The organism is Neisseria sp. HMSC056A03, assembly GCF_001815685.1.
In the GTDB taxonomy this organism is placed as follows: Bacteria; Pseudomonadota; Gammaproteobacteria; order Burkholderiales; family Neisseriaceae; genus Neisseria; species Neisseria subflava.
On record NZ_KV821626.1, the window covers coordinates 110,010 to 132,212 of the forward strand.

18 protein-coding genes and 1 pseudogene are annotated in these 22,203 nt (G+C 49.7%); 8 read left to right on the top strand and 11 right to left on the bottom strand.

Annotated elements, in window-relative coordinates; all coding sequences use genetic code 11:
* Positions 1 to 49: 49 nt before the first annotated feature.
* Positions 50 to 1,429, bottom strand: a complete 1,380-nt coding sequence (argH, locus tag HMPREF3052_RS05460) for an argininosuccinate lyase (protein ID WP_070749027.1) — start codon at positions 1,427 to 1,429, stop codon at positions 50 to 52.
* Positions 1,430 to 1,522: 93 nt separating this feature from the next.
* Between argH and HMPREF3052_RS05465 the strand changes: the two genes are divergently transcribed.
* Complete coding sequence (locus HMPREF3052_RS05465) at positions 1,523 to 2,560, top strand: sensor histidine kinase (RefSeq protein ID WP_049329839.1); 1,038 nt, start codon at positions 1,523 to 1,525, stop codon at positions 2,558 to 2,560.
* A 200-nt stretch (positions 2,561 to 2,760) separates the two neighbouring features.
* Positions 2,761 to 5,346, top strand: coding sequence for a bifunctional aconitate hydratase 2/2-methylisocitrate dehydratase (gene acnB / locus HMPREF3052_RS05470; RefSeq protein WP_070749029.1), 2,586 nt, complete (start codon positions 2,761 to 2,763; stop codon positions 5,344 to 5,346).
* Between the two features lie 183 nt (positions 5,347 to 5,529).
* Here acnB and HMPREF3052_RS05475 read toward each other — a convergent pair whose 3' ends face one another.
* Positions 5,530 to 6,924, bottom strand: a complete 1,395-nt coding sequence (locus tag HMPREF3052_RS05475; protein ID WP_141756613.1) for a DEAD/DEAH box helicase — start codon at positions 6,922 to 6,924, stop codon at positions 5,530 to 5,532.
* 428 nt (positions 6,925 to 7,352) lie between these two features.
* On the opposite strand from HMPREF3052_RS05475, the gene HMPREF3052_RS05485 reads away from it, so the two are divergent.
* Positions 7,353 to 7,685, top strand: coding sequence for a hypothetical protein (locus HMPREF3052_RS05485; protein WP_070749035.1), 333 nt, complete (start codon positions 7,353 to 7,355; stop codon positions 7,683 to 7,685).
* Positions 7,686 to 7,882: 197 nt separating this feature from the next.
* Here the strand turns inward: HMPREF3052_RS05485 and clpX are convergent, their stop codons facing one another.
* Positions 7,883 to 9,148 carry an ATP-dependent Clp protease ATP-binding subunit ClpX gene (gene clpX / locus HMPREF3052_RS05490; RefSeq protein ID WP_070749037.1) on the bottom strand — a complete coding sequence of 422 codons (1,266 nt, stop codon included), beginning with the start codon at positions 9,146 to 9,148 and terminating at the stop codon, positions 7,883 to 7,885.
* Between the two features lie 289 nt (positions 9,149 to 9,437).
* Here clpX and HMPREF3052_RS05495 point away from each other — a divergent pair, with 289 nt between their 5' ends.
* Together HMPREF3052_RS05495 and HMPREF3052_RS05500 are read left to right on the top strand one after the other, a co-directional pair.
* Positions 9,438 to 10,370 carry a serine hydrolase gene (locus HMPREF3052_RS05495; RefSeq protein ID WP_063068055.1) on the top strand — a complete coding sequence of 311 codons (933 nt, stop codon included), beginning with the start codon at positions 9,438 to 9,440 and terminating at the stop codon, positions 10,368 to 10,370.
* 108 nt (positions 10,371 to 10,478) lie between these two features.
* Positions 10,479 to 11,252 carry a M48 family metallopeptidase gene (locus tag HMPREF3052_RS05500; protein WP_070749039.1) on the top strand — a complete coding sequence of 258 codons (774 nt, stop codon included), beginning with the start codon at positions 10,479 to 10,481 and terminating at the stop codon, positions 11,250 to 11,252.
* A 63-nt stretch (positions 11,253 to 11,315) separates the two neighbouring features.
* Here the strand turns inward: HMPREF3052_RS05500 and HMPREF3052_RS05505 are convergent, their stop codons facing one another.
* Positions 11,316 to 11,810 carry a DMP19 family protein gene (locus HMPREF3052_RS05505; RefSeq protein WP_070749092.1) on the bottom strand — a complete coding sequence of 165 codons (495 nt, stop codon included), beginning with the start codon at positions 11,808 to 11,810 and terminating at the stop codon, positions 11,316 to 11,318.
* A 113-nt stretch (positions 11,811 to 11,923) separates the two neighbouring features.
* Here HMPREF3052_RS05505 and HMPREF3052_RS05510 point away from each other — a divergent pair, with 113 nt between their 5' ends.
* Both HMPREF3052_RS05510 and HMPREF3052_RS05515 read left to right on the top strand, forming a co-directional pair.
* Positions 11,924 to 12,121 (top strand): zinc-finger domain-containing protein, encoded by a 198-nt coding sequence (locus tag HMPREF3052_RS05510; protein ID WP_003686023.1) that lies wholly within the window; start codon positions 11,924 to 11,926, stop codon positions 12,119 to 12,121.
* Between the two features lie 3 nt (positions 12,122 to 12,124).
* Positions 12,125 to 12,481, top strand: coding sequence for a hypothetical protein (locus tag HMPREF3052_RS05515; protein WP_036473192.1), 357 nt, complete (start codon positions 12,125 to 12,127; stop codon positions 12,479 to 12,481).
* 6 nt (positions 12,482 to 12,487) lie between these two features.
* On the opposite strand, the gene mutY is transcribed toward HMPREF3052_RS05515, so the two are convergent.
* Entirely contained in the window at positions 12,488 to 13,522 is a 1,035-nt protein-coding gene (gene mutY / locus HMPREF3052_RS05520; protein WP_070749041.1) for an A/G-specific adenine glycosylase, read from the bottom strand.
* Between the two features lie 162 nt (positions 13,523 to 13,684).
* On the opposite strand from mutY, the pseudogene HMPREF3052_RS05525 reads away from it, so the two are divergent.
* Positions 13,685 to 14,726: pseudogene (locus tag HMPREF3052_RS05525) on the top strand (zinc-dependent alcohol dehydrogenase family protein).
* Positions 14,727 to 14,795: 69 nt separating this feature from the next.
* Here HMPREF3052_RS05525 and trmA read toward each other — a convergent pair.
* From trmA to HMPREF3052_RS05555, 6 genes are all read right to left on the bottom strand, one after another.
* Positions 14,796 to 15,878: a tRNA (uridine(54)-C5)-methyltransferase TrmA gene (gene trmA, locus HMPREF3052_RS05530; RefSeq protein WP_070749043.1), complete on the bottom strand. Its 1,083-nt coding sequence runs from the start codon at positions 15,876 to 15,878 to the stop codon at positions 14,796 to 14,798.
* A gap of 117 nt (positions 15,879 to 15,995) precedes the next feature.
* Positions 15,996 to 17,498, bottom strand: a complete 1,503-nt coding sequence (gene pta / locus HMPREF3052_RS05535; protein ID WP_070749045.1) for a phosphate acetyltransferase — start codon at positions 17,496 to 17,498, stop codon at positions 15,996 to 15,998.
* A gap of 148 nt (positions 17,499 to 17,646) precedes the next feature.
* Positions 17,647 to 18,723, bottom strand: a complete 1,077-nt coding sequence (gene prfA, locus HMPREF3052_RS05540) for a peptide chain release factor 1 (protein ID WP_049329850.1) — start codon at positions 18,721 to 18,723, stop codon at positions 17,647 to 17,649.
* A 156-nt stretch (positions 18,724 to 18,879) separates the two neighbouring features.
* Positions 18,880 to 20,148: an NRAMP family divalent metal transporter gene (locus HMPREF3052_RS05545; protein ID WP_070749047.1), complete on the bottom strand. Its 1,269-nt coding sequence runs from the start codon at positions 20,146 to 20,148 to the stop codon at positions 18,880 to 18,882.
* 287 nt (positions 20,149 to 20,435) lie between these two features.
* Positions 20,436 to 21,203: a TatD family hydrolase gene (locus HMPREF3052_RS05550; protein ID WP_070749049.1), complete on the bottom strand. Its 768-nt coding sequence runs from the start codon at positions 21,201 to 21,203 to the stop codon at positions 20,436 to 20,438.
* 13 nt (positions 21,204 to 21,216) lie between these two features.
* On the bottom strand, positions 21,217 to 22,200 hold the full coding sequence (locus HMPREF3052_RS05555; RefSeq protein ID WP_070749051.1) for an asparaginase: 984 nt from the start codon (positions 22,198 to 22,200) through the stop codon (positions 21,217 to 21,219).
* Between the last annotated feature and the right edge of the window lie 3 nt (positions 22,201 to 22,203).

Here is a 22,203-nt window from a genome sequence, read left to right on the forward strand (position 1 = left end):
GGCCGTCTGAAAATTTTCAGACGGCCTTTTATTGTGTGTTTAGATGGGTTTAAGCCAACAATTCACGCCAGCGTTTAACTTGGAAACGGACTTGTTCAGGCGCGGTGCCACCCAAGTGGTTGCGTGCGTTTAAGCTGCCTTCGGGTGTCAGCACGCTGTAAACATCTTCGGCAATCAAACCGCTGAAACCTTGCAGGACTTCAAGCGGCAATTCGCTCAAATCAACGCCAGCTTCATCGGCATGGCGCACAGCTTGGGCAACAACTTCGTGGCTGTCGCGGAAAGGCATGCCTTTTTTCACCAAGTAATCCGCCAAGTCGGTAGCCGTTGCAAAACCCTGCATCACGGCGGCGCGCATATTGTCGGGTTTGACGGTCACGCCGCGCATCATATCGGCGTAAATGCGCAGGGTGTCGATAAGTGTGTCGGCAGTGTCAAACAAAGGCTCTTTGTCTTCCTGATTGTCTTTGTTGTATGCCAAAGGTTGCGATTTCATCAGGGTAATCAGGCCGATCAGGTGGCCAATCACGCGACCGGATTTACCGCGCACGAGTTCGGGTACGTCGGGGTTTTTCTTTTGCGGCATGATGGACGAGCCGGTGCAGAAACGGTCGGCAATATCGATAAAGCCAAAACGCGGGCTCATCCACAAAATCAATTCTTCGGAAAGACGGCTCAGGTGAACCATAATCAGAGAAGCGGCAGCAGTGAACTCAATGGCAAAATCGCGGTCAGACACGGCATCGAGCGAGTTTTGGCAGATTTGCTCAAAGCCCAACAACTCGGCGGTAATTTCGCGTTGAATCGGGTAGGTAGTACCGGCAAGGGCTGCTGCGCCGAGCGGCATACGGTTGACGCGTTTGCGGCAGTCGGCCATGCGCTCGAAATCGCGGCCGAGCATTTCAACGTAGGCGAGCATGTGATGCCCGAAGCTGACCGGCTGGGCAACTTGCAGATGGGTAAAGCCGGGCATAACGGTTTCCGCATTTTGTTCTGCCAAATCAACCAAGGCCGTCTGAAGGTTTTGAATCAGGCTTTGAATAACGGTAATTTGATCGCGCAGCCACAGGCGGATGTCGGTAGCGACTTGGTCGTTGCGGCTGCGGCCGGTGTGCAGGCGTTTGCCGGCATCGCCGATTTTGTCGGTGAGGCGGCGTTCGATGTTCATGTGGACATCTTCCAAATCCAGCGACCAGGAAATCGTTCCTTCTTTGATTTCTGCTATAATCTCGGCCATGCCCTGACGGATGGCGGAGAGGTCGTCTTCGCTCAAAACGCCCGACTGTGTCAGCATTTGCGCGTGTGCCAGCGAGCCTTGGATGTCCCATTCTGCCAGTCGTTTGTCAAAATCAATCGAGCCGGTATATTTTTTGACCAGCTCGGAAACAGGTTCGTTAAAACGGCCTGACCAGGTTTTGTCCTTGCTCATATCAGCATCCTTAAAATATAAATAAAAAAACAGGGTCTACGTCTTCAATATAGCAGACCCGTCTATACATTATGAAAGAAAACGGTTGAAATCATGTCTATTATACGTCAAATAAACCAGAATTTCGCAGTGCCGGATTTGCGCAATTCCGCAACTTTGGTGCGCCTGCTCATTATTTTGTTAATCAGTTTGTTTATCTTTCCGTTGATGACAGTATCGGGGGTGCCTTATCCGGAACAGATTTTCCAACATTTTTCATGGGCTTGCCCCGTCATCCTTTTAATTTTACTTAAAGTCTATTTCTTACAGGCATTTGCGCCGTCCCTGCTTCGCTCGCAGTACAGCGTTGTGGTTTCCTACGTCTCCAACCTGCTGATTTTCTTGTTTGTCGATTTAGTAATTTTGAAGACAGATATTTGGTCGTTGATTCAGCACTTCTTCTTGCTGACCTTTTTTTGTTTCAGTTTCATGTACATCGAAGCGGCCCGCCGCAACAGCCTTGCGCCTTCTATTTCCGAAGCCAGATTGAGTGCGTTGACGGCGCGTATCCGTCCGCATTTCTTGTTTAACAGCCTGAATGCCGCCATCAGCTTAATCCGTCTGCGTCCGTATGATGCGGAAACTTTGCTGGAGAATCTAGCCAACCTGTTCCGCGCACAACTGCGCGACGGTAGTCAAAACAGCACCTTGGGGCAGGAAATCGAGTGGGCGCAGGAATATATTGCCATCGAGCAAATCCGCATGGGACATATGCGTGTACAGGTTATGTGGCAGCACCATGCACCCGACGATGCGGAAACGCCGCATCTGCTGCTGCAACCGCTTTTGGAAAATGCTGTATTCCATGGTGTCGAATCCAGCCACCGCCCAGGGATAATTACAGTATTAACAAAATTGGAAAAATCATCTATTTTCATCAGTATCGAAAATCCGTGTGGAAAAGAACCTAATGAAAATACCAAGCCGCATAAAGGCAATTCTATGGCCTTACGCAATCTGAAAGAGCGTCTGACTTTGATGTATGACACCGACGCGAAAATCAGAAACATCCAATCAGACGGCCTGTTCCGCGTTGAAATCATATTGCCGTACCGTAAAAAATCAGCCGAAGTTTCCCGTCTGTTTGGCTAAAACGCATAGAAGAGGGCGACTTTAGATAGGTTAGACTATTAATACATTAAATAAAATAGTTTAAATTTATTACATTCAGTAACATAACTGTTCCCATTTTTTGAAAACTGGTCTATGATGCTTAAAAGGATTGTTTACAATCTTTAATTGCAAATCATTTGCAATTACCCAGAAGAAAAAACAGAAAAAGGAACAAAGAGATGTTAGAAGCCTATCGTAAAGCCGCCGCCGAGCGCGCCGCCCTTGGTATTCCCCCCCTTCCTCTGACTGCTCAGCAGACTGCTGATCTGGTTGAGCTGCTGAAAAATCCACCTGCCGGTGAAGGTGAATTCTTGGTTGAGCTGTTGGCTCACCGCGTACCACCCGGTGTGGATGATGCCGCCAAAGTTAAAGCCTCATTTTTGGCTGCCGTTGCCGAAGGCAGCGCATCCAGCCCGTTGGTTTCCCCCGAATATGCGACCGAACTCTTAGGTACGATGCTCGGCGGTTACAACATTCACGCCTTAATCGAACTCTTGGACGACGACAAACTTGCGCCTATTGCCGCCAAAGGTTTGAAACATACGCTTCTGATGTTCGATTCTTTCCATGACGTTCAGGAAAAAGCCGAGAAAGGCAACAAATACGCGCAGGAAGTTTTGCAATCTTGGGCGGATGCCGAATGGTTCACCTCACGCGCCAAAGTTCCCGAAAAAATCACCGTTACTGTCTTTAAAGTTGACGGTGAAACCAATACAGACGACCTCTCTCCCGCACCTGATGCTTGGAGCCGTCCCGATATTCCACTGCACGCGCTGGCAATGTTGAAAAACCCGCGCGACGGCATCAATCCTGACAAACCGGGCGAAGTCGGTCCAATTAAACTGTTGGAAGAACTCAAAGCCAAAGGTCATCCCGTTGCCTATGTCGGCGATGTGGTCGGTACCGGTTCTTCTCGTAAATCCGCGACCAACTCCGTTATTTGGCATACCGGCGAAGACATCCCGTTCGTACCGAACAAACGCTTCGGCGGCGTATGCTTGGGCGGCAAAATCGCGCCGATTTTCTTCAATACTCAAGAAGACTCCGGCGCATTGCCGATTGAAGTCGATGTTTCCGCACTGAAAATGGGCGATGTCGTCGATATTCTGCCTTACGAAGGCAAAATCGTTAAAAACGGTGAAACCGTTGCCGAGTTCAGCCTGAAATCCCAAGTATTGCTGGACGAAGTGCAAGCCGGCGGTCGTATCAACCTGATTATCGGCCGTGGTCTGACCGCCAAAGCGCGTGAAGCCCTGAAACTGCCTGCTTCCACTGAATTCCGCCTGCCTCAAGCGCCTGCCGAAAGCAAAGCCGGTTTCACGCTGGCACAAAAAATGGTCGGTCGCGCCTGCGGTTTGCCGGAAGGTAAAGGCGTGCGCCCGGGTACTTATTGCGAACCGCGCATGACGACTGTCGGCTCGCAAGACACTACCGGCCCGATGACCCGCGACGAGTTGAAAGACTTGGCTTGTTTGGGCTTCTCCGCCGATATGGTGATGCAGTCTTTCTGTCACACCGCGGCTTATCCGAAACCTGTCGATGTCAGAACCCATAAAGAACTGCCCGCCTTTATTTCTACCCGTGGCGGCGTATCCTTGCGTCCGGGCGACGGCGTGATCCACTCATGGCTCAACCGCCTGCTGCTGCCCGATACCGTCGGCACCGGCGGCGACAGCCACACCCGTTTCCCTATCGGTATTTCCTTCCCTGCCGGTTCCGGCTTGGTTGCTTTCGCAGCAGCCACCGGCGTAATGCCGCTCGATATGCCTGAGTCCGTACTGGTACGCTTCAGCGGCAAGCTGCAACCGGGCGTCACCCTGCGCGATTTGGTGAACGCCATTCCGCTTTACGCGATTAAACAAGGTTTGCTCACCGTTGCCAAAGCCGGTAAGAAAAATATCTTCTCTGGTCGTATCCTCGAAATCGAAGGCCTGCCTGATTTGAAAGTGGAACAAGCCTTTGAATTAACCGACGCATCCGCCGAACGCTCCGCTGCCGGCTGTACCGTGAAGCTCAACAAAGAGCCGATTATCGAGTACATGAAATCCAACGTCGTATTGATGAAAAACATGATTGCCAACGGCTATCAAGATCCGCGCACTTTGGAACGCCGCATCAAAGCCATGGAAAAATGGCTGGCTAATCCGGAGCTGCTCGAAGCAGATAAAGATGCCGAATACGCCGCCGTGATTGAAATCAACATGGACGACATCAAAGAGCCGATTATCGCCTGCCCGAACGACCCGGACGACGTATGCTTCATGTCCGAACGTTCCGGCACCAAAATCGACGAGGTATTCATCGGTTCATGCATGACCAACATCGGTCACTTCCGTGCCGCTTCCAAACTCTTGGAAGGCAAGAGCGACATCCCCGTACGCCTGTGGGTAGCGCCACCGACCAAAATGGACGCAAAAGAGTTGTCCGACGAAGGCCACTACGGCGTACTCGGTCGCGCCGGCGCGCGTATGGAAATGCCGGGTTGTTCATTGTGTATGGGTAACCAAGCCCAAGTACACGAAGGCGCAACCGTCATGTCCACCTCTACCCGCAACTTCCCGAACCGCTTGGGTAAAAACACCTTCGTTTACCTCGGCTCGGCTGAGTTGGCGGCAATCTGTTCCAAACTGGGTAAAATCCCGACTGTTGAAGAATACCAAGCCAATATCGGTATCATCAACGAGCAGGGCGACCAAATCTACCGTTACATGAACTTCAACGAAATCGACAGCTACAACGAAGTAGCCGAGAAAGTGAATGTTTAATATAGCAAGGTAAACCGATTTTCAGACGGCCTTAAGTAACAAAGGCCGTCTGAAACGGAAAAATAAAGGACGTGTTCATCACGTCCTTTTTATTTTTAGTTTAATAAAAGGCCGTCTGAAAGATAAGTTTCAGACGGCCTTTGCTTAGGATAAATAATCAGAAAACCGATTAATCAGTGTTGTTTACTTTACGCCAAAACTAGGTTGGAGCAGGGCGCAAGGTTGACGCTCGTGACGGCTGCGGCGTGTTCTGCCGGTAATTTTACCGCAGACAATACTCGGATCGTTTTTCTCTTCTGCTTTTTTCGAGTTTTTGTCTGATTTATTCGCGTATTCGTTGCGTTTGTTTCTATCATCGCGGCGAGAGCGGCTGTCGTTGTGCTGAACCGGTTGCGCTTCGGTTTCATCTTGATTGTCATTACCCCACCAATGCGGCTCAAAGCCTTCGATGCGTTCCACATTCAAATCGCTGCCGATCAGCTCTTTAATGGATTCAAACATTTTCTGTTCGGTTTTATCCATTAAGGAAATAGCAACGCCGTCGGCACCGGCCCGGCCGGTACGTCCGATGCGGTGGACGTAGTCTTCGGGTTGGGTTGGCAGCTCGTAGTTGATGACGAAAGGTAACTCGGCAATATCCAGGCCGCGCGCGGCAACGTCGGTGGCAACCAAAACGCGTAATGTACCTTCTTTAAAGGCGTTGAGGGTTTCCAGTCGGCTTTGTTGGGATTTGTCGCCGTGGATGGATTGCGCGGCAATGTTGCGACGGACGAGGTCGCGGGTAACTTGATCGACGCTTTGTTTGGTTTTGCAGAATACAATGACTTGATTCATATGCAAATCAACAATCAGACGTTCGAGCAGGTTGCGTTTTTTGAGTGCATCAACGGCAATGATGTGTTGCTCGACATTGGCGTTGGTGGTGTTTTGCGCAGCCACTTCAACCATTTCAGGCGTGTGCATAAAATCTTGCGCAAGCTTGCGGATAGGTGGTGAGAAAGTGGCGGAGAAAAGCAGGGTTTGTCGCTGTTTGGGCAGCATCTGCATGATTTTGCGGATATCGTCGATGAAACCCATATCAAGCATACGGTCGGCTTCGTCGAGTACGACGATTTCGACTTTGTTTAAATTGATGTTTTTTTGTTTAACGTGGTCGAGCAGTCGGCCAACTGTAGCGACAACGATTTCACAACCGGCGCGCAAGTCGGCAGTTTGTTTGTCCATATTGACGCCACCGAAGAGGACGGTGTGGCGCAAAGGAAGATTTTTAATGTATGCCTGCACGTTTTGATCGATTTGATCGGCTAGTTCGCGGGTTGGGGTCAATACCAACATACGGACAGGGTGCATGGCAGGGGAGGTGCTGGATGTGGCGTAGCGTTTCAGGCGTTCGAGGCTGGGCAGCATAAAGGCGGCGGTTTTACCTGTGCCGGTTTGTGCTGCTGCCAAAAGGTCGTGTCCTGCCAAGGCTTTAGGAATCGCTGCGGCTTGAATAGGCGTCGGGTTTTCATAACCCTGATCGGTCAGGGCAGAGACTAATTCGCTGCCTAAACCGAGTGAAGAGAAAGGATTCATGATGGTGGCTTTCTGTTCAGACGGCCTTTTGAATGATAGGCCGTATGAAAAATCTGATTCTGAAATGGACAAACCGCAGTATGATTTTGATTCTGCGGTTTGAAAAAATGGGGAGCGGAACAATCCGTCAAGTAGTCCATTATGCCATAAAAAGAGGGACTCCCCAAATGATGGTTGCGGCTAGGATTGACCAAGTTTTGATATTTTTACAGTTCAAAAACAGAAAAATTTACTGGCCTGCAAGGTTTTGAGTTTATTGGGAATTAAGCATTTGTCTTAACGGCAATAGAATTAATTTATCAAAAACTTACAGGCTGAAATGAAACTAAATTGTACTCACGTACTCAATATTGAGGTGCAGAGCTTGTTTTGTAGCCTGTATCTCCCGTTTAACGGTAAACCATAAAATCAAAATTTAGGAATATACAATTATGAAAACTTTATTGATCGCTCTTGCAACCGGTAGCCTGATGTTGGCAGCTTGTTCTTCTTCCAAACCTGAAGAAGCGGCAGCGCCACGCATCACTGTTGAAGAAGCAATGACTCAATGTCAACAAGCATCTGGTGAAAATGCTGATCGCGCTGTATTTGATGCCTGCATGAAAGGCAAAGGCTATCAACGTACGGCTGAATCAGCTGCCTCCGAGCCTGCTGCATCTGAACCAGTAGCTGATTCTGAAACTGCTGCTCCTGAAGTTGCAGCTTCTGAGCCTGCCGCCAAAGCTGCTCCTGCTAAAAAAGCTGCTAAGAAAGCAAAAAAATAAGCTTCATAAAATTCAAGGAAGTCACCTCTCATCAATACTCCGGATGAAGATAGACTTAGAGCAACTTGAAAACAAAGGTCGTCTGAATATGTTTCAGACGGCCTTTATTTTTCATGTATAAGGCCATTATTTAGAGATATGTTTAAAAAATAAAAAAAGACGTGTAACGAGTACACGTCTTTTTCTGAGAATGATCCTTATTGCTTATATTCGCTACCGTCTTCGCGGAAAAGTTTTGGCTGTTCGCCTTTTTCCACGACCTCTTTATTGATGACGACTTTTGCTACGCCTTTCAAATCCGGTAGGGCGTACATGGTGTCCAAGAGGCAACGTTCGACGATAGAGCGCAGGCCGCGCGCACCGGTTTTACGTTCCATCGCCAGTTTGGCGATGCTGCGCAAAGCATCTTCTTCAAACTCAAGGCCGACATCTTCCATTTCAAACAAGGTTTGATATTGTTTGACCAAGGCATTTTTCGGTTCAGTCAAAATGTTGACCAAAGCATCCTCGTCCAATTCTGCCAATGTAGCAATCACGGGCAGACGGCCGATAAGTTCGGGAATCAAACCGAATTTAATCAAATCTTCAGGCTCGACTGTTTCAAACAGGGCTGAAATATCGGCGTTTTCATCTTTGCTGTGCACCGCCGCACCAAAGCCGATACCACCTTTTTCAGTACGTTGTCGGATGACTTTTTCCAAGCCGGCAAATGCGCCGCCGCAGATAAAGAGGATGTTGGTGGTATCAACGTTGATGAATTCTTGGTTCGGATGTTTGCGTCCGCCTTGAGGGGGAACGCTCGCTACCGTGCCTTCAATTAGTTTCAGCAGGGCTTGTTGCACGCCTTCACCGGATACGTCACGCGTGATGGACGGATTGTCGCTTTTGCGTGAAATTTTATCGATTTCATCGATATAAACGATGCCGCGCTGGGCTTTTTCAACGTCAAAATCACATTTGCCCAAAAGTTTGGTGATGATTTGTTCGACGTCTTCACCGACATAACCCGCTTCGGTTAAAGTTGTGGCATCTGCCATGACAAAAGGCACATCCAGTTTGCGCGCCAAAGATTGCGCCAACAGGGTTTTACCTGAGCCGGTAGGGCCGATGAGCAGGATATTGGATTTGGACAATTCAACTTTGCCCTCTGCTTTCGGGTGGCGCAGGCGTTTGTAGTGGTTGTAAACCGATACTGCCAACGCTTTTTTTGCGTGTTCCTGACCGATAACGTGGTCGTTGAGGTTGGCAACGATTTCGGCCGGGGTAGGCAGTTTTTTCTCGGCGTTTTCTTCTTTCGCTTTGGCAAGCTCGTTTTCAATCTCGCCTGATTCGTTGTCTTGCAGCATTATGCCGCAAGTTTCTACACATTCGTTGCAGATGAAGGCGTGTTCGCCTTCGATCAGATTTTTAACGTCGTTTTCGGACTTCCCGCAGAATGAACAGGTGCGTTTTTCTTCAGACATAATAATTTCTTCGTATGGTTGTATGGAGGCTGTGTTGTAAAGGGGGAACAGATATTTCGGGCGTATTGCCGGATTGAGGGAATGCCTCTGACAAAGGAGCCTAAGTATAATGACTATCTTGTGTTTTTTCAAATCAGAGCAGGCATTGTGCCGTATCGTCTAAGAAACAGATGAGGGCGCTGGATTTGAATATTTCGCAAACAAACGCAAAGTTTTCTCAACTCGCTTTACAATTAGCGAAAAATTCAACAGAATGTTGAATTAAATGTATTTTTTTGAATTGGCAGATATGAAATTCTATAAAACTTTAGGAATGGTATGGACAGGTGTGGCATTGGCCTTTGCTTCTGCGCCTGCCGTTGCCGATGATATGGATGTATTGGGACAATTTTTGGAGCAAAATTTCCCAGTGCAAAATGACCCGATGGAAGCTTTTGCGTTGAGTCATGCTGACCAAGTCGAAGCTCAAGCCGCTTTGGCAGGTCCTCTGCTTTCTTCGCAATCTGCTTTGATTTTCAATAATAAAACCGGTGAAGTGCTGTATCAGAAAAACCCTGATCGTGTCATGCCGATTGCCTCTATTTCCAAATTGATGAGTGCGATGGTGGTGTTGGATGCGCATCTGGATATGAACGAGCCTATCACGATTACCGAGGCTGAAATCGACCGTCTGAAAGGTACAGGCAGCCGTTTAAGCATCGGCACGACGCTGACACGCGGCGAACTGTTGCACCTGAGCCTGATGAGCAGTGAAAACCGTGCTACTCATGCGTTGGGCCGTACCTATCCGGGTGGTATGAGCGCGTTTGTTGCGGCAATGAATGCCAAAGCACAAAGCCTGGGCATGACCAGCAGCCGTTTCTATGAGCCTACCGGTCTGAATTTCCAAAACGTTTCCACTGCACGCGATTTGAACCGCATGGTTGCGGCAGCCAGCAAATATCCGCTGATCCGCAAAAATTCTACTTCAAATTATGGCTCGGTTTGGACGGCAAATGGTCGTCAAAACTACAAAAACTCCAATGCCTTGGTGCGTGAGGGCAGCTGGAATATTGAATTGCAGAAAACCGGCTATATCCGCGAGGCAGGACGTTCTATGGTGGTTAAGGCCAATGTACAGAATCAGCCGATTACCATCGTATTGCTCAACTCTCCGTCTTCCACAACACGCGTGAACGATGCGCGTAAGATTGAGTCTTGGATGTTGCAGCGCCGCTCTTAAATATTGCGCTTAAAGGCCGTCTGAAACCGTTCAGACGGCCTTTTGTGTAAAGTGTATTAAATTTGGGTACAATGTCGTTACATTAATTTTAAAACACAGAGAGAAAACATGTTGAAAAAATGGAATAAAAAATATTGGGCCGGCATGGGCGTGATTTTGGCGTTGACCGGCTGTACTTCTGTAGCAGATATGGTTGGCTACGATACCGCGACTTTAAATGAAGATGCGGCTAAAAGTTACACACAAGTCATTCAAAAAGCGCGTGGTCAAAAAGCTTTGGATGTTTCATCTCCAACTGCTCAACGCGTTCAACGTGTGTTTGCACGTCTGCGTCCTCATGCTGAGCGCGCCAACAAAACCGGCGTGCCCTTCAACTGGCAGATGAACGTTATCCGCAGTGATGAAATGAACGCATGGGCAATGCCGGGCGGTAAAATGGCCGTGTACACCGGCATAGTAGAAAAATTGAAGCTGACTGATGATGAAATTGCCGCCGTTGTCGGCCATGAAATGACCCATGCTTTGTTGGAACACAGTAAAAAAGCTTTGGGCGGACAAGTATTGACCGGCTTGGGCGGTTCGATTTTGGCCAGCTCAACCGGTGTGGATGGTGATTTGGTCGGCTTGGGTGCAGATTTGTTGGCAACCAAACCGTTCTCACGTTATCAGGAAAGCGAAGCGGATGCCGGCGGTGTGCGTTTGATGGCTGAAGCAGGCTACAACCCTGAGGCAGCGGTAAGCGTGTGGGAAAAAATGAACAAAGTACAGGGCGGCAGCTCATTGGCTATTTTGTCGACTCACCCGACCAATCAGGCGCGTATCAATGCAATCCGCAAAATGTTGCCTGAAGTGATGCCGATTTATCAGAAAAACAAACGTTAATTTGACGTATTGATGATTTTGCCGGTTTGAACAGATGATTCAAACTGGCAAAGTTTTATGGTTTCAGCCTGACAGTTTGGCAAATTTATCCCAATTTGCCTGAACGTAGGCTGCTGCGGTTTCCAAGTCTTCGTCGGCAACATCATAATAATCGCCGTCAAGCTCTTCAAAATCGGGAAAAGCTTTGCGGATTTCGTCGAAATCCCTTTGCTCGTCTGCCATTTTTTCAATGGCTTCGCCGTGTTTTTCGTACAGGGCTTTGGCTTTGTCTAAGATTTTCGGTATCGGCTTGATGCGCCAGCGGCGCAGGCTGTCGGCAACCGGATTGCCGAAGATGTATTCTCCGTATCCTGAAGCGATAAGCTGTACAAAGCCGCCTTCTTGAACCTGGCTGTCGAGGTAGCAAAGGGCAGTCAATGTATGCTGTTCGTCGTTGAGGCCGGACATTTCCTCGTCGCCTGCCTGTTCGGTGTGGTCCAAATAGGCTGCGCTGAGTGTATAAAGAAATGAAGCGTAATCGGAAGTATCGAAATCTTGAAGGCGGAGCAGGGTCGTCATAATCATCAAAGGCCGTCTGAAAAAAGTGATTATATAATGTTTTCAGTCTGAACCTAGCGGCCGTTTTGCTTTACAATATCGGAAGATAAGAAAACATAGTGAGGAACCAAACCATGAGTACACAGACTGAAAAAAACGTTGTAGTCATCAAGCCGCAGGATTTGCCGCTGCATTGCTCCGGCCCTAATCATGAAACATGGAACGGCCATCCGCGTGTGTTCTTGCCGATTCAGTCCAACAGTGAGATTGAATGCCCGTATTGCGGCACTTATTACCGTCTTGATGGCGAGATTCCGCATCACCATTACTAATCTATGCCTATGTTGAACAAAATCATCTGCGCTTTGTGCGTGAGTTTGTGCGCTGCGTGCGGTTCTTATAAGGCCGTGCGCCCTGACGCGCCGTTACCTGTCATTGCACAAGCGCAGACGTATTCTGTCCGTTATCAATCCGCACAAGGCCGGACGATTACTGCAATTTATATCAACAGCCACAGCCCGATGATGGTTGAGCTGCGTGAAGGCAATACGGTTGAAAAACTGGTGCAAGTCCGCTTGCGCAGTCAGGGCGTCGAGTACGCCAATCCAAGCTCGCGTTGGCAGATCGGCGATGGGTTTGCCGTACTGATTCGCGGTGGGAAAGAAGTTGTATTTAAAGAGATTGTGGAATAGGGCGGTTTAGCCTTTAGCCAAATATTTGATTAAAGGTTTGGGCAAACCATAATCCGCCAAATGTTCCAATGATACCCAAAGGCCGTCTGAAAGATGTTCAGACGGCCTTTGTTGCGTCTGAAAAGGGGTAATCATCAATAAACGGTGGGTCAGGCGGTGGGTAAACGTGGTTTGTTCTTCAAGGCCGTCTGAAACAATGCCGAAGTGTTCGGCGTAAGTATACAAATCGTCTAATTTTTCAAAACAGGGTACGCAATACAGACCGCCCCAAATGCCTTTGGCAGGGCGTTTTTCAAGCAATAATGCGCCGTCAGTGTGATGAATAATCAGCCAATAAAGCGGTAGGGTTTGCACTTCGGGAGCAGTTTTTTTGCGGGGCAGCTCGTCAATGCGGTTTTGTTTTTTTGCTTCGCAGATCTCTGCCATAGGGCATTGATGACACAAAGGTTTTGTCCGTTTACAGACGGTTGCGCCCAAATCCATCAGCCCTTGTGTATAGGCAGGCATATCGGCGTTTTCAGACGGCAGCAGGCTTTCGGCAAGCGTCCAAAGCGAGTTTTCAAATTTTTTGTCTTGCGGATTGCCATCTTGGGCAAATACACGGCAGAGAACACGTTTGACGTTGCCGTCCAAGATGGTTTCGAGTCGGTTGAAAGCAAAGGCAGAAATGGCGGCGGCGGTACTTCTGCCTACGCCGCAGAGCGTCTCCAAGTCTTTGCGCTCGGATGGAAAGATACCGCCGAATTGTCCGACGACTTGTTGCGCTGCTTTGTGCAGGTTGCGTGCGCGGCTGTAATAGCCCAAGCCTGCCCACAAGGATAAAACCTCGTCTTGCGGCGCGGCGGCCAGTGATTGCACGGTTGGGAATTTGGCTAAGAAACGCGGATAGTAGTCCAATACGGTAGCAACCTGCGTTTGTTGGAGCATGATTTCTGAAAGCCAGACGGAATAAGGGTCTTTGACCTGCCAAGGCAAGTCGTGACGGCCGTGTTGGCGCTGCCAATCGATGAGTCGTCGTGCGAAGGATGAGGGTGTGTTCATTAATATTTACTTTTTAATTATTTATTTTTAAAACAGTATATTACACTATAATATACAAAATAATAATCAGGATTGACTTATCTTATGGAGGGGTATATAAATATAGTTAACGTGGATTTACGCTGTATTGTTAAAATTTATTAACCGTCCAAGGAGATTCACTTGAAAGCAATGGTTTATCATGGCGCAAACGACATCCGTTTCGAAGAAAAACCTCGTCCTCAAATCATCGATCCGACCGATGCAGTCGTCAAAATCGTTAAGACCACGATTTGCGGTACTGACTTGGGTATTTGGAAGGGTAAAAACCCTGAAGTTGCCGACGGTCGTATTCTCGGTCATGAGGGCATCGGTATTGTAGAAGAAGTCGGCGATGCTGTAAAAAAACATCAAAGTCGATGATAAAGTCATTATTTCATGTGTCAGCAAATGCTGTACTTGCGACAACTGTAAAATCCAACTTTATTCACACTGCCGCAACGGCGGTTGGATCTTGGGCTATATGATTGACGGTACTCAGGCCGAATACGTCCGTACGCCTTATGCCGACAACAGCTTGGTTCCACTGCCTGACAACGTCAATGAAGAAGTTGCCCTGCTGTTGAGCGATGCCTTGCCGACCGCCCACGAAATCGGCGTGCAATATGGTGATGTGAAACCTGGCGATACCGTGTTCATCGCCGGTGCCGGCCCTGTCGGTATGTCTGCCTTGCTGACTGCGCAACTGTATAGCCCTGCTGCCATCATCGTTTGCGATATGGACGAAAACCGCTTGAAACTGGCGAAAGAATTGGGCGCAACCCATACTATTAACCCTGCTTCTGGCGATGTGAGCAAGCAAGTTGCCGATATCGTCGGCGAAGACGGCGTAGATTGCGCCATTGAAGCGGTCGGTATCCCGGCAACTTGGAATATGTGTCAAGACATCGTGAAACCCGGCGGCCATATTGCTGTGGTTGGCGTACATGGTCAATCCGTTGATTTCAAACTGGAAAAACTGTGGATTAAAAACCTTGCCATCACTACCGGCCTGGTTAACGCCAATACTACTGAAATGCTGATGAAAGCCATTTCCAGCAGCTCAGTGGATTACACCAAAATGATGACCCACCATTTCAAATTCAGCGAATTGGAAAAAGCTTACGATGTATTCAAACACGCTGCTGAAAACCAAGCCATGAAAGTGGTTTTGGAAGCGGATTGATTTGAAAATCGCTTAATATGCCGTTAATTAAAGGCCGTCTGAACATTCAGACGGCCTTTTTGTATGATTTTATTTTTTCTTCAACCAAACGCCGCTTTCGATATGGTGGGTAAATGGGAATTGGTCGAACAGGGCGGCGCGTTCGATGGCATGGGTTTGACAGAGCGTGTCGAGGTTGGCACGCAGGGTTTCAGGGTTGCAGGAAATATAGAGTACGTTGTCGAATCGGGCAACCAATTTGAGAGTTTCATCATCAACACCGGCGCGTGGAGGATCAACGAAAATGGTTGAAAAATCATAGTTTTTCAAGTCGATGCCTTGTTCTTGCAGGCGGCGGAATTCACGGTTTTGCGTGTATGCCTCGGTAAATTCTTCCGCAGACAGGCGGGCGATTTTGAGATTGGTAATTTGGTTGGCTTCAATATTCCATTGGGCGGCGTTGACGGAGGTTTTGGAAACTTCGGTCGCCAATACTTGATTAAAATGTTGCGAAAGCGGCAGGGTGAAATTGCCGTTGCCACAGTACAGCTCAAGTAGGTCTTTGCCTAAGTTTTGCGCAGCATCACACGCCCACGTCAGCATTTTTTGGCACACTTGGGCATTGGGTTGGGTAAAGCTGCCCTCAATTTGACGATAGCGGAAGGTCTTTCCGTTGACTTCTAATGCTTCGGTCACAAAATCTTGGCTCAATACGATTTTTTGTCCGCGGCTGCGGCCAATGATGTGGATGCCCAAATTGTGCGCCAACTCTTGCGCGGCTTGTTGCCATGCTTCGTTCAGTTTCTTGTGGTAAATCATGGTAACCAGCATTTCGCCGCTTAACGTGGACAAAAATTCGACGGCGTACCAGCGGTTTTTCAGCTCGGGATGATTGGATGTGGCTTCAATCAATTTCGGCATCAAGGCATTGATGGATTCGGATGCGGCAGGAAATTGGTCGCAACGGATCAGGCTTGCCCCGCTTGCCTTTTGCCCGCGCTCAAACATGGCGTAAAACATTTCACCGCCCTCATGCCAGATACGGAACTCGGCACGCATCCTGTAATGCTGTTCCGGAGATTCAAAGACTTCGATTTCAGGGAAATCCAGTCCTTGGAAAAGTTGCTGAAGATATTGCTTTTTGTCGGCTAGTTGTTGTTGGTAGGCAGTCATTGGGGCAGTCTTTCAGAAAATAATGGCGAATTATAATATAGTTGGTGCAAAGATACGAAAGGCCGTCTGAAACATCGGTTTCAGACGGCCTTTGATTTCAAAGCATCAGCTTGTCAATCAGCCTTGCATTTGTTTGGCTTGAACGGCAGTCAGGGCGATGGTGAAGACGATGTCTTCAATCAATGCACCGCGGGACAAGTCGTTAACCGGTTTACGCAAACCTTGCAACAACGGGCCTACGCTCAGGACGTTGGCGCTGCGTTGTACGGCTTTGTAAGTACAGTTGCCGGTATTGAGGTCTGGGAAAATCAGGACAGTTGCCTGACCAGCGACAGCGCTGCCCGGAGCTTTGGATTGGCCGATAGATGGAACGGTAGCCGCATCGTATTGCAACGGACCTTCGATGGCCAAATCAGGGCGTTTTTCGTTCGCCAGTTTGGTTGCTTCGATCACCGCATCGACATCAGGGCCGCTGCCTGAGTTGATGGTAGAGTAGGAAATCATGGCTACTTTTGGATCGATACCGAAGGCTTTGGCGCTGTCGGCAGATTGGATGGCGATGTCGGCCAGTTGTTCCGGAGTTGGGTTTGGGTTAACCGCGCAGTCGGCAAATGCTAATACTTGGTTAGGCAGCAACATGAAGAATACGCTGGATACAAGGCTTGCGCCCGGAGCGGTTTTAATCAGTTGCAGGGCAGGGCGGATAGTGTTGGCAGTAGTGTGGACTGCACCGGAAACCAAACCGTCTACGTCGTTTTGAGCCATCATCATGGTACCCAGTACGACGGTATCTTGCAGCTGTTTGCGTGCGTCTTCAGGAGTCAGGCCTTTGGATTTGCGCAATTCGCACATCGGCCCAACGTATTGCTCAACCAAAGAAGCAGGATCAATGATTTCCAAAGAATCAGGCAGGGAGATGCCGCGTTCTTTAGCTATGGCCTCAACTTCTTCGCGGGTAGCCAACAGTACGCAACGGGCGATGCCTTTTTCGTGGCAGATGGCGGCGGCGGCGACGGTGCGCGGTTCTGCGCCTTCAGGCAGAACGATGCGCATATCGGCTTTGCGGGCAAAATCGATCAGGTTGTAACGGAATTGGGCTGGAGACAGGCGTTTGGCTTCGCGTTTGGCCAAAGCGGATACGTCTTGTAGTTTGTCGCTGGAGCCGAAGAAAGTCAGGCCGGTTTGTTCGGCAACTTGTGCGCCCAAAGCAGCGGCTGCGCCGTCAATGATAAAGCCTTCCAATAAGCCTGGAGAGTTGGTATAGAGCTGTTTGGCAAGATTCAATTGTTGAGTGACGGCAGCGGCATCAGTGTTGTCGGATTTCAGCGCCAATACAACGCCTGCATCCAAAGACAGCGCCAATTCAACGTTTTTGCCTGCCAAGAACAATTTGTCCGCATCAGGAGTGATGCCTTCGATAACGAGATTGTCTGCATTCAATGCTGCAACTTTACCGACAAGTGCGTCAAACCAATCGTCGCTTTTGCCTTGAGCCAACAGGGTTTCGGCAGCAGGGTCAACGGCTTGGAAAACTTGCGCATTTAATGCTGCTGCAAATGCTTTTGCCGCTGCATCGGCGCTCAGACCGGCAGATACCGGTGCGATCAGGATTTTTGCCATTTTGTGTCCTCTCATTCGGTGATTGTAGAAGGGTGTTGCTGTGGCGCAGCTGGTGCTGCATTTATCACTTCGGGATAACATATACACGGCCATATTAACATATGTCATCAGGCCGTCTGAAAAGTATAAACGCAATGGACCAAATCCATCAATCCCCCATTGCTGCCAAAAGCTCGGCTTGATGCTCGGCAATCAGGGCATTGGTGATTTCTTCTAAATCGCCGTCCATCACAAAATCCAGTTTGTGCAGGGTAAGGTTGATGCGGTGGTCGGTAACGCGACCTTGTGGGTAGTTGTAGGTGCGGATGCGTTCGCTGCGGTCGCCGCTGCCGATCAGGGATTTGCGTTCAGCGGCTTCTTTGGCTTGGGCTTCGCGTTTTTGTGCGTCGTTCAGGCGGGCAGCGAGGACTTTCATTGCCTGCGCTTTGTTGGCGTGTTGGCTGCGGCCGTCTTGGCATTCGACCACCATGCCTGTCGGCAAGTGGGTAATACGGACGGCGGAGTCGGTTTTGTTGATGTGTTGACCGCCCGCGCCGGATGCACGGAAGGTGTCGATGCGCAGATCGGCTGGGTTCAACTCGATGTCTTCGAGTTCGTCCGCTTCGGGCATGACGGCAACGGTACAGGCGGAGGTGTGGATACGGCCTTGGCTTTCGGTAGCAGGGACGCGTTGCACGCGGTGGCCGCCGGATTCAAATTTCAGACGGCTGTATGCGCCCAAGCCGATAATGCGGGCGATGACTTCTTTATAGCCGCCCAATTCGCTTTCATTGGCGGAAACGATTTCGACCTGCCAGCGGTTGCGCTCGGCGTAGCGGCTGTACATACGAAGCAAATCGCCTGCAAACAGCGCGGCTTCGTCGCCGCCCGTTCCGGCGCGTACCTCGATAAAGATATTTTTGTCGTCGTCGGCATCTTTTGGCAGCAGCAGTTTTTGCAATTCGGTATCGAGTTCGTCGATTTTGGCTTTTGCCGCTTCGATTTCTTCGGCGGCAAAGTCTTTCATTTCAGGGTCGGACAGCATTTCTTCGGCATCTGCCAAGTCGCTTTGCGCCAGCTGGTAGTTTTGGAAGACTTCGACAACGGGGGTCAGTTCGGCGTGTTCACGTGTGAGTTTGCGGTAGTTGTCCATGTCGGACGTGGCTTCAGGCTGACCGAGCAGGTGGGTGACTTCTTCCAGTCGGTCGCTGAGTTGTTGTAGTTTTTCTAAAATAGACGGCTTCATAAATTTTCCAAAATACGGATGCCGTCGAGTGGTCTGCAACGGCGAAATAAGGAGTCATTATAATGGGTTTGAATGAAAATTCAAAAAGATATGATTGATTGGAAAGGCCGTCTGAAACCTGTTTTTGAGTTTCAGACGGCCTTTTTTAGTATGGGCTTATTTAGGTGCAGCCAAGATACCTGTTTGGTTCAGTAGGAACAAAACGGTAAAGCCGGTCAGGTAAATCAAACCGATAATGGCAAGGAAGTTCATGCCCATGGTCAGTTTGTGGCGTTTGTCACCTTTGACGAGGCGGTAGTTCAACCAAGCGAACACAGGGGCTGAAACGAAGGCGGTGATCATGGCGAATTTGAGCAGCTCGGCCATCGCGCTGTTGAACCAGAAAATCACGGCCAAGCCCGAACCTGCAACCCAGACGTTCCAGGCAAACAATTCGGCATTTCCGGTTTTGTCTTTGCCGCGCAGCAGGCGTACCGGTTCGGCAATCGCGCGTGCGTAGCCGTCCACTACGGTAATGGTGGTGCCGTACATGCAGGCAAAGGCAATAAATGCCACCAGTGGACGCGACCAGTCGCCGATGGTTACGGCGTACATATTAATCAGCTGGCCGACATATTTGCCACCGGCCATTTGTACGGCTTCGCCGTTGCCGTATTGAACATATGCACCCAAGGCCAAGAAGACGACCGCCAACACTGCGCTGGTGATGTAGCCGACATTGAAGTCGAAAATACCGTCGCGGTAGCTGGAAGGGTTGATGCGTTGTTTTTCGGTTACCCACAAAGAGTTGATGGCGGAAATTTCAATCGGCGCAGGCATCCAGCCCATCAGTGCGATTAAGAAGCCCAAGCCGGTCAGCGTCCATGGGGTAGGCTCGATAAAGTCGGGCTTCATCTGCATACCGCGAGACATGGCCACGGCTGCCGCGGCGACGGTGGCAATGGTCAGGCTGACGATGATGATTTTGGAAACGTTGTCCAATGCTTTATAGCGGCCGCTTGCCAGAATCAGCAGGCAGGAAGCCATGATCAGGGCGGACACTATACCGGTATCGAGAGTCAGCGATGGGATTGCCATTTTGACGATGGCGGCGGTAACGATGGCAACCGCACCCGCGTTAATCGTTGCCGATGCAATACACAAAATCAAAAATACCCACAAATAAACGCGGCTTTTTTCGGCATAGCCTTCAATCAGGCTTTTGCCCGTGTCCAGTGTGTAATGTGCGCTGAAGCGGAAAAACGGGTATTTAAAGAGATTGGTCAGAATAATGATCAGCGCAAGCTGCCAGCCGTAAAGCGCACCTGCCTGCGTGGAGGCAATCAGGTGCGAGCCGCCGACCGCTGCCGAAGCCATCATGATGCCAGGGCCGAGGGCATTAATTTTGCTCTGCCAGGTAGAGGAGTGTGTATGTTGTTCTGCCATAAGTATTTTCCGCCTGTTTCAGACGGCCTTATTATCAAAAAAAAGCATATTTTAACGTAAATAAAAAGTTTGCCCAATAATATGCGTAATACTTTTTATCAATCAAAGGAAAAATACGGTTTTAAAAAGCTGAAATGGTGCAATGAACGATATTTTGTGCCAAAAACATTTTTTCAGACGGCCTTGTATCGCTTTTTATTCATGAATATGGGGTAGGGAGGGCAGAGTGTGTCGGTTTGGAAACGAAATGGCAGTGCAAGGCTTTTTGATGCCTTGAGGAAGGCATATCAAGGGGAAGTATGGAGCAGGGAGTCCACGTTTTGCTCGGTGATTTCAGCCAGTTGCGCCAGCGGTACGCCGCGTAGTTCTGCGGCAATTTCGGCGATACGGCGGATGTTGGCTGGTGTATTGGTTTCATGGCCGAGCATAAAAGGGCTGTCGGTTTCGAGAACAAAATCCGTGTCGTTTAAAGCTTGTAAGGCGGCACGGACTTTTTTTGCATTGGGATTGAGTAGCAGCGAGCCTATGCCGATTTTGAAGCCGAGTTTCACCAAAATCTGTGCTTCTTCTACGCTGCCGGAGAAGGCGTGAACGATACCGCCTTGTGTGAAACCGGCGGTTTTAACGGCGGCGGCAATGGCGGCGGTGGCTTTCAGATTATGGATGATGACGCGGCGGTTGAGGTTTTGGGCGAGGATGAGTTGGCGGATAAAGGCGTCGGTCTGCGTGTCGCGTTGGGCTTGGGTTTGCTCTTTGCCATAAAAATCCAAGCCGATTTCGCCAACCCATGCTTGCGGATGCCGGATTAATTCGGACTCTAACTCTTGGAATGCCGCTTCGTTGAGGCCGTCTGAAAACCAAGGATGAATGCCCAAAGCGATATGGATGTTTTCAGACGGCCTTTCCAACTGTGCAACTGCCTGCCAATCATTTGGTGATGTAGCCGGTACGATAAAACGCGCTACGCCAACGGCTTGCGCTTCGGCAAGCACGGCAGGCAGCGTGTCGGCAAGTTTGGGATCAGCAAGATGACAGTGAGTGTCGGTGAAAGTCATATTAAATGGCGGTTTACAGCAGATTTAATTGTCGCAATTCTTGTTGCACCTTATCCGCATTCCAGTCATGCGATACGGCAAGGGTCATCAGCGCAGTGGCGGTTTCAAGGTTGCATTTGCCGCCATTAATGATGCCTGCCTGACGCAAAGCATCGCCTTGGGCATAGACGGCGGCGGCGCAACCTTGCGGCACTTGGCTGATGTTGAGCAGCAATTTGCCTTGTTGCGTAAAGGCTTGGACGGCTCGGACAAACGCATCGTCGCTCGGCGCATTGCCGTGGCCGTAGCTTTGCAGAATCAGGGCTTGGGTGGAAAGATGGGGCAGGCCGTCTGAAAGTTCTTGCGCGGTATAACCGGGAATCAGCGTGCGGACGGAAACTTTTGCTTCGGGGGATGGAAGACGCGGTTTGAGGCCGTCTGAATGTTGGGTCGGGGCGGTACGGATATTGTGCCAACCTTTGTTTTTCTCCCATTCGGCAAGCGCGCCAAAATGCAGGTTGTCAAAACCTGCGGCGGTTTCGGTGCTGACCTTGCTGCTGCCGACGGCTGGGAAGAGCTTGCCGTCAAAGGCAATCGCCACTTGTTTGAGTTTGAGCGAGAAGGCGGAAACGGAGATGGCAAGGTTGCGCGGCGCATCGCTGTTGGCGGCATCGTAAGGCCATTGCGAGCCGGTCAGGATAATAGGTTTGTCCAAACCTTGCAGCGAAAGGGCGAAGAGGTTGGCTGTGTACGCCATGGTATCCGTGCCGTGCAGTACCAAAATACCGTCATAGTCAGGCAGTTTGGCGATAATAAGCTCCAACCAGTCGCGTTGGTTTTGCAGCGTTACTGCGGAAGAATCGATGAGCGGCTGGCAAACGTGCCATTCGAAATCAAGGCCGTCTGAAAAGGGGGCAAGGGCTTTATCGACGAGGGCGGTGTCGGGACGCAGGCCGGCGCTGCTTTGGGTCATGCCGATGGTGCCACCGGTGTAGAGGACGAAGATTTTTTGTTTCATGGT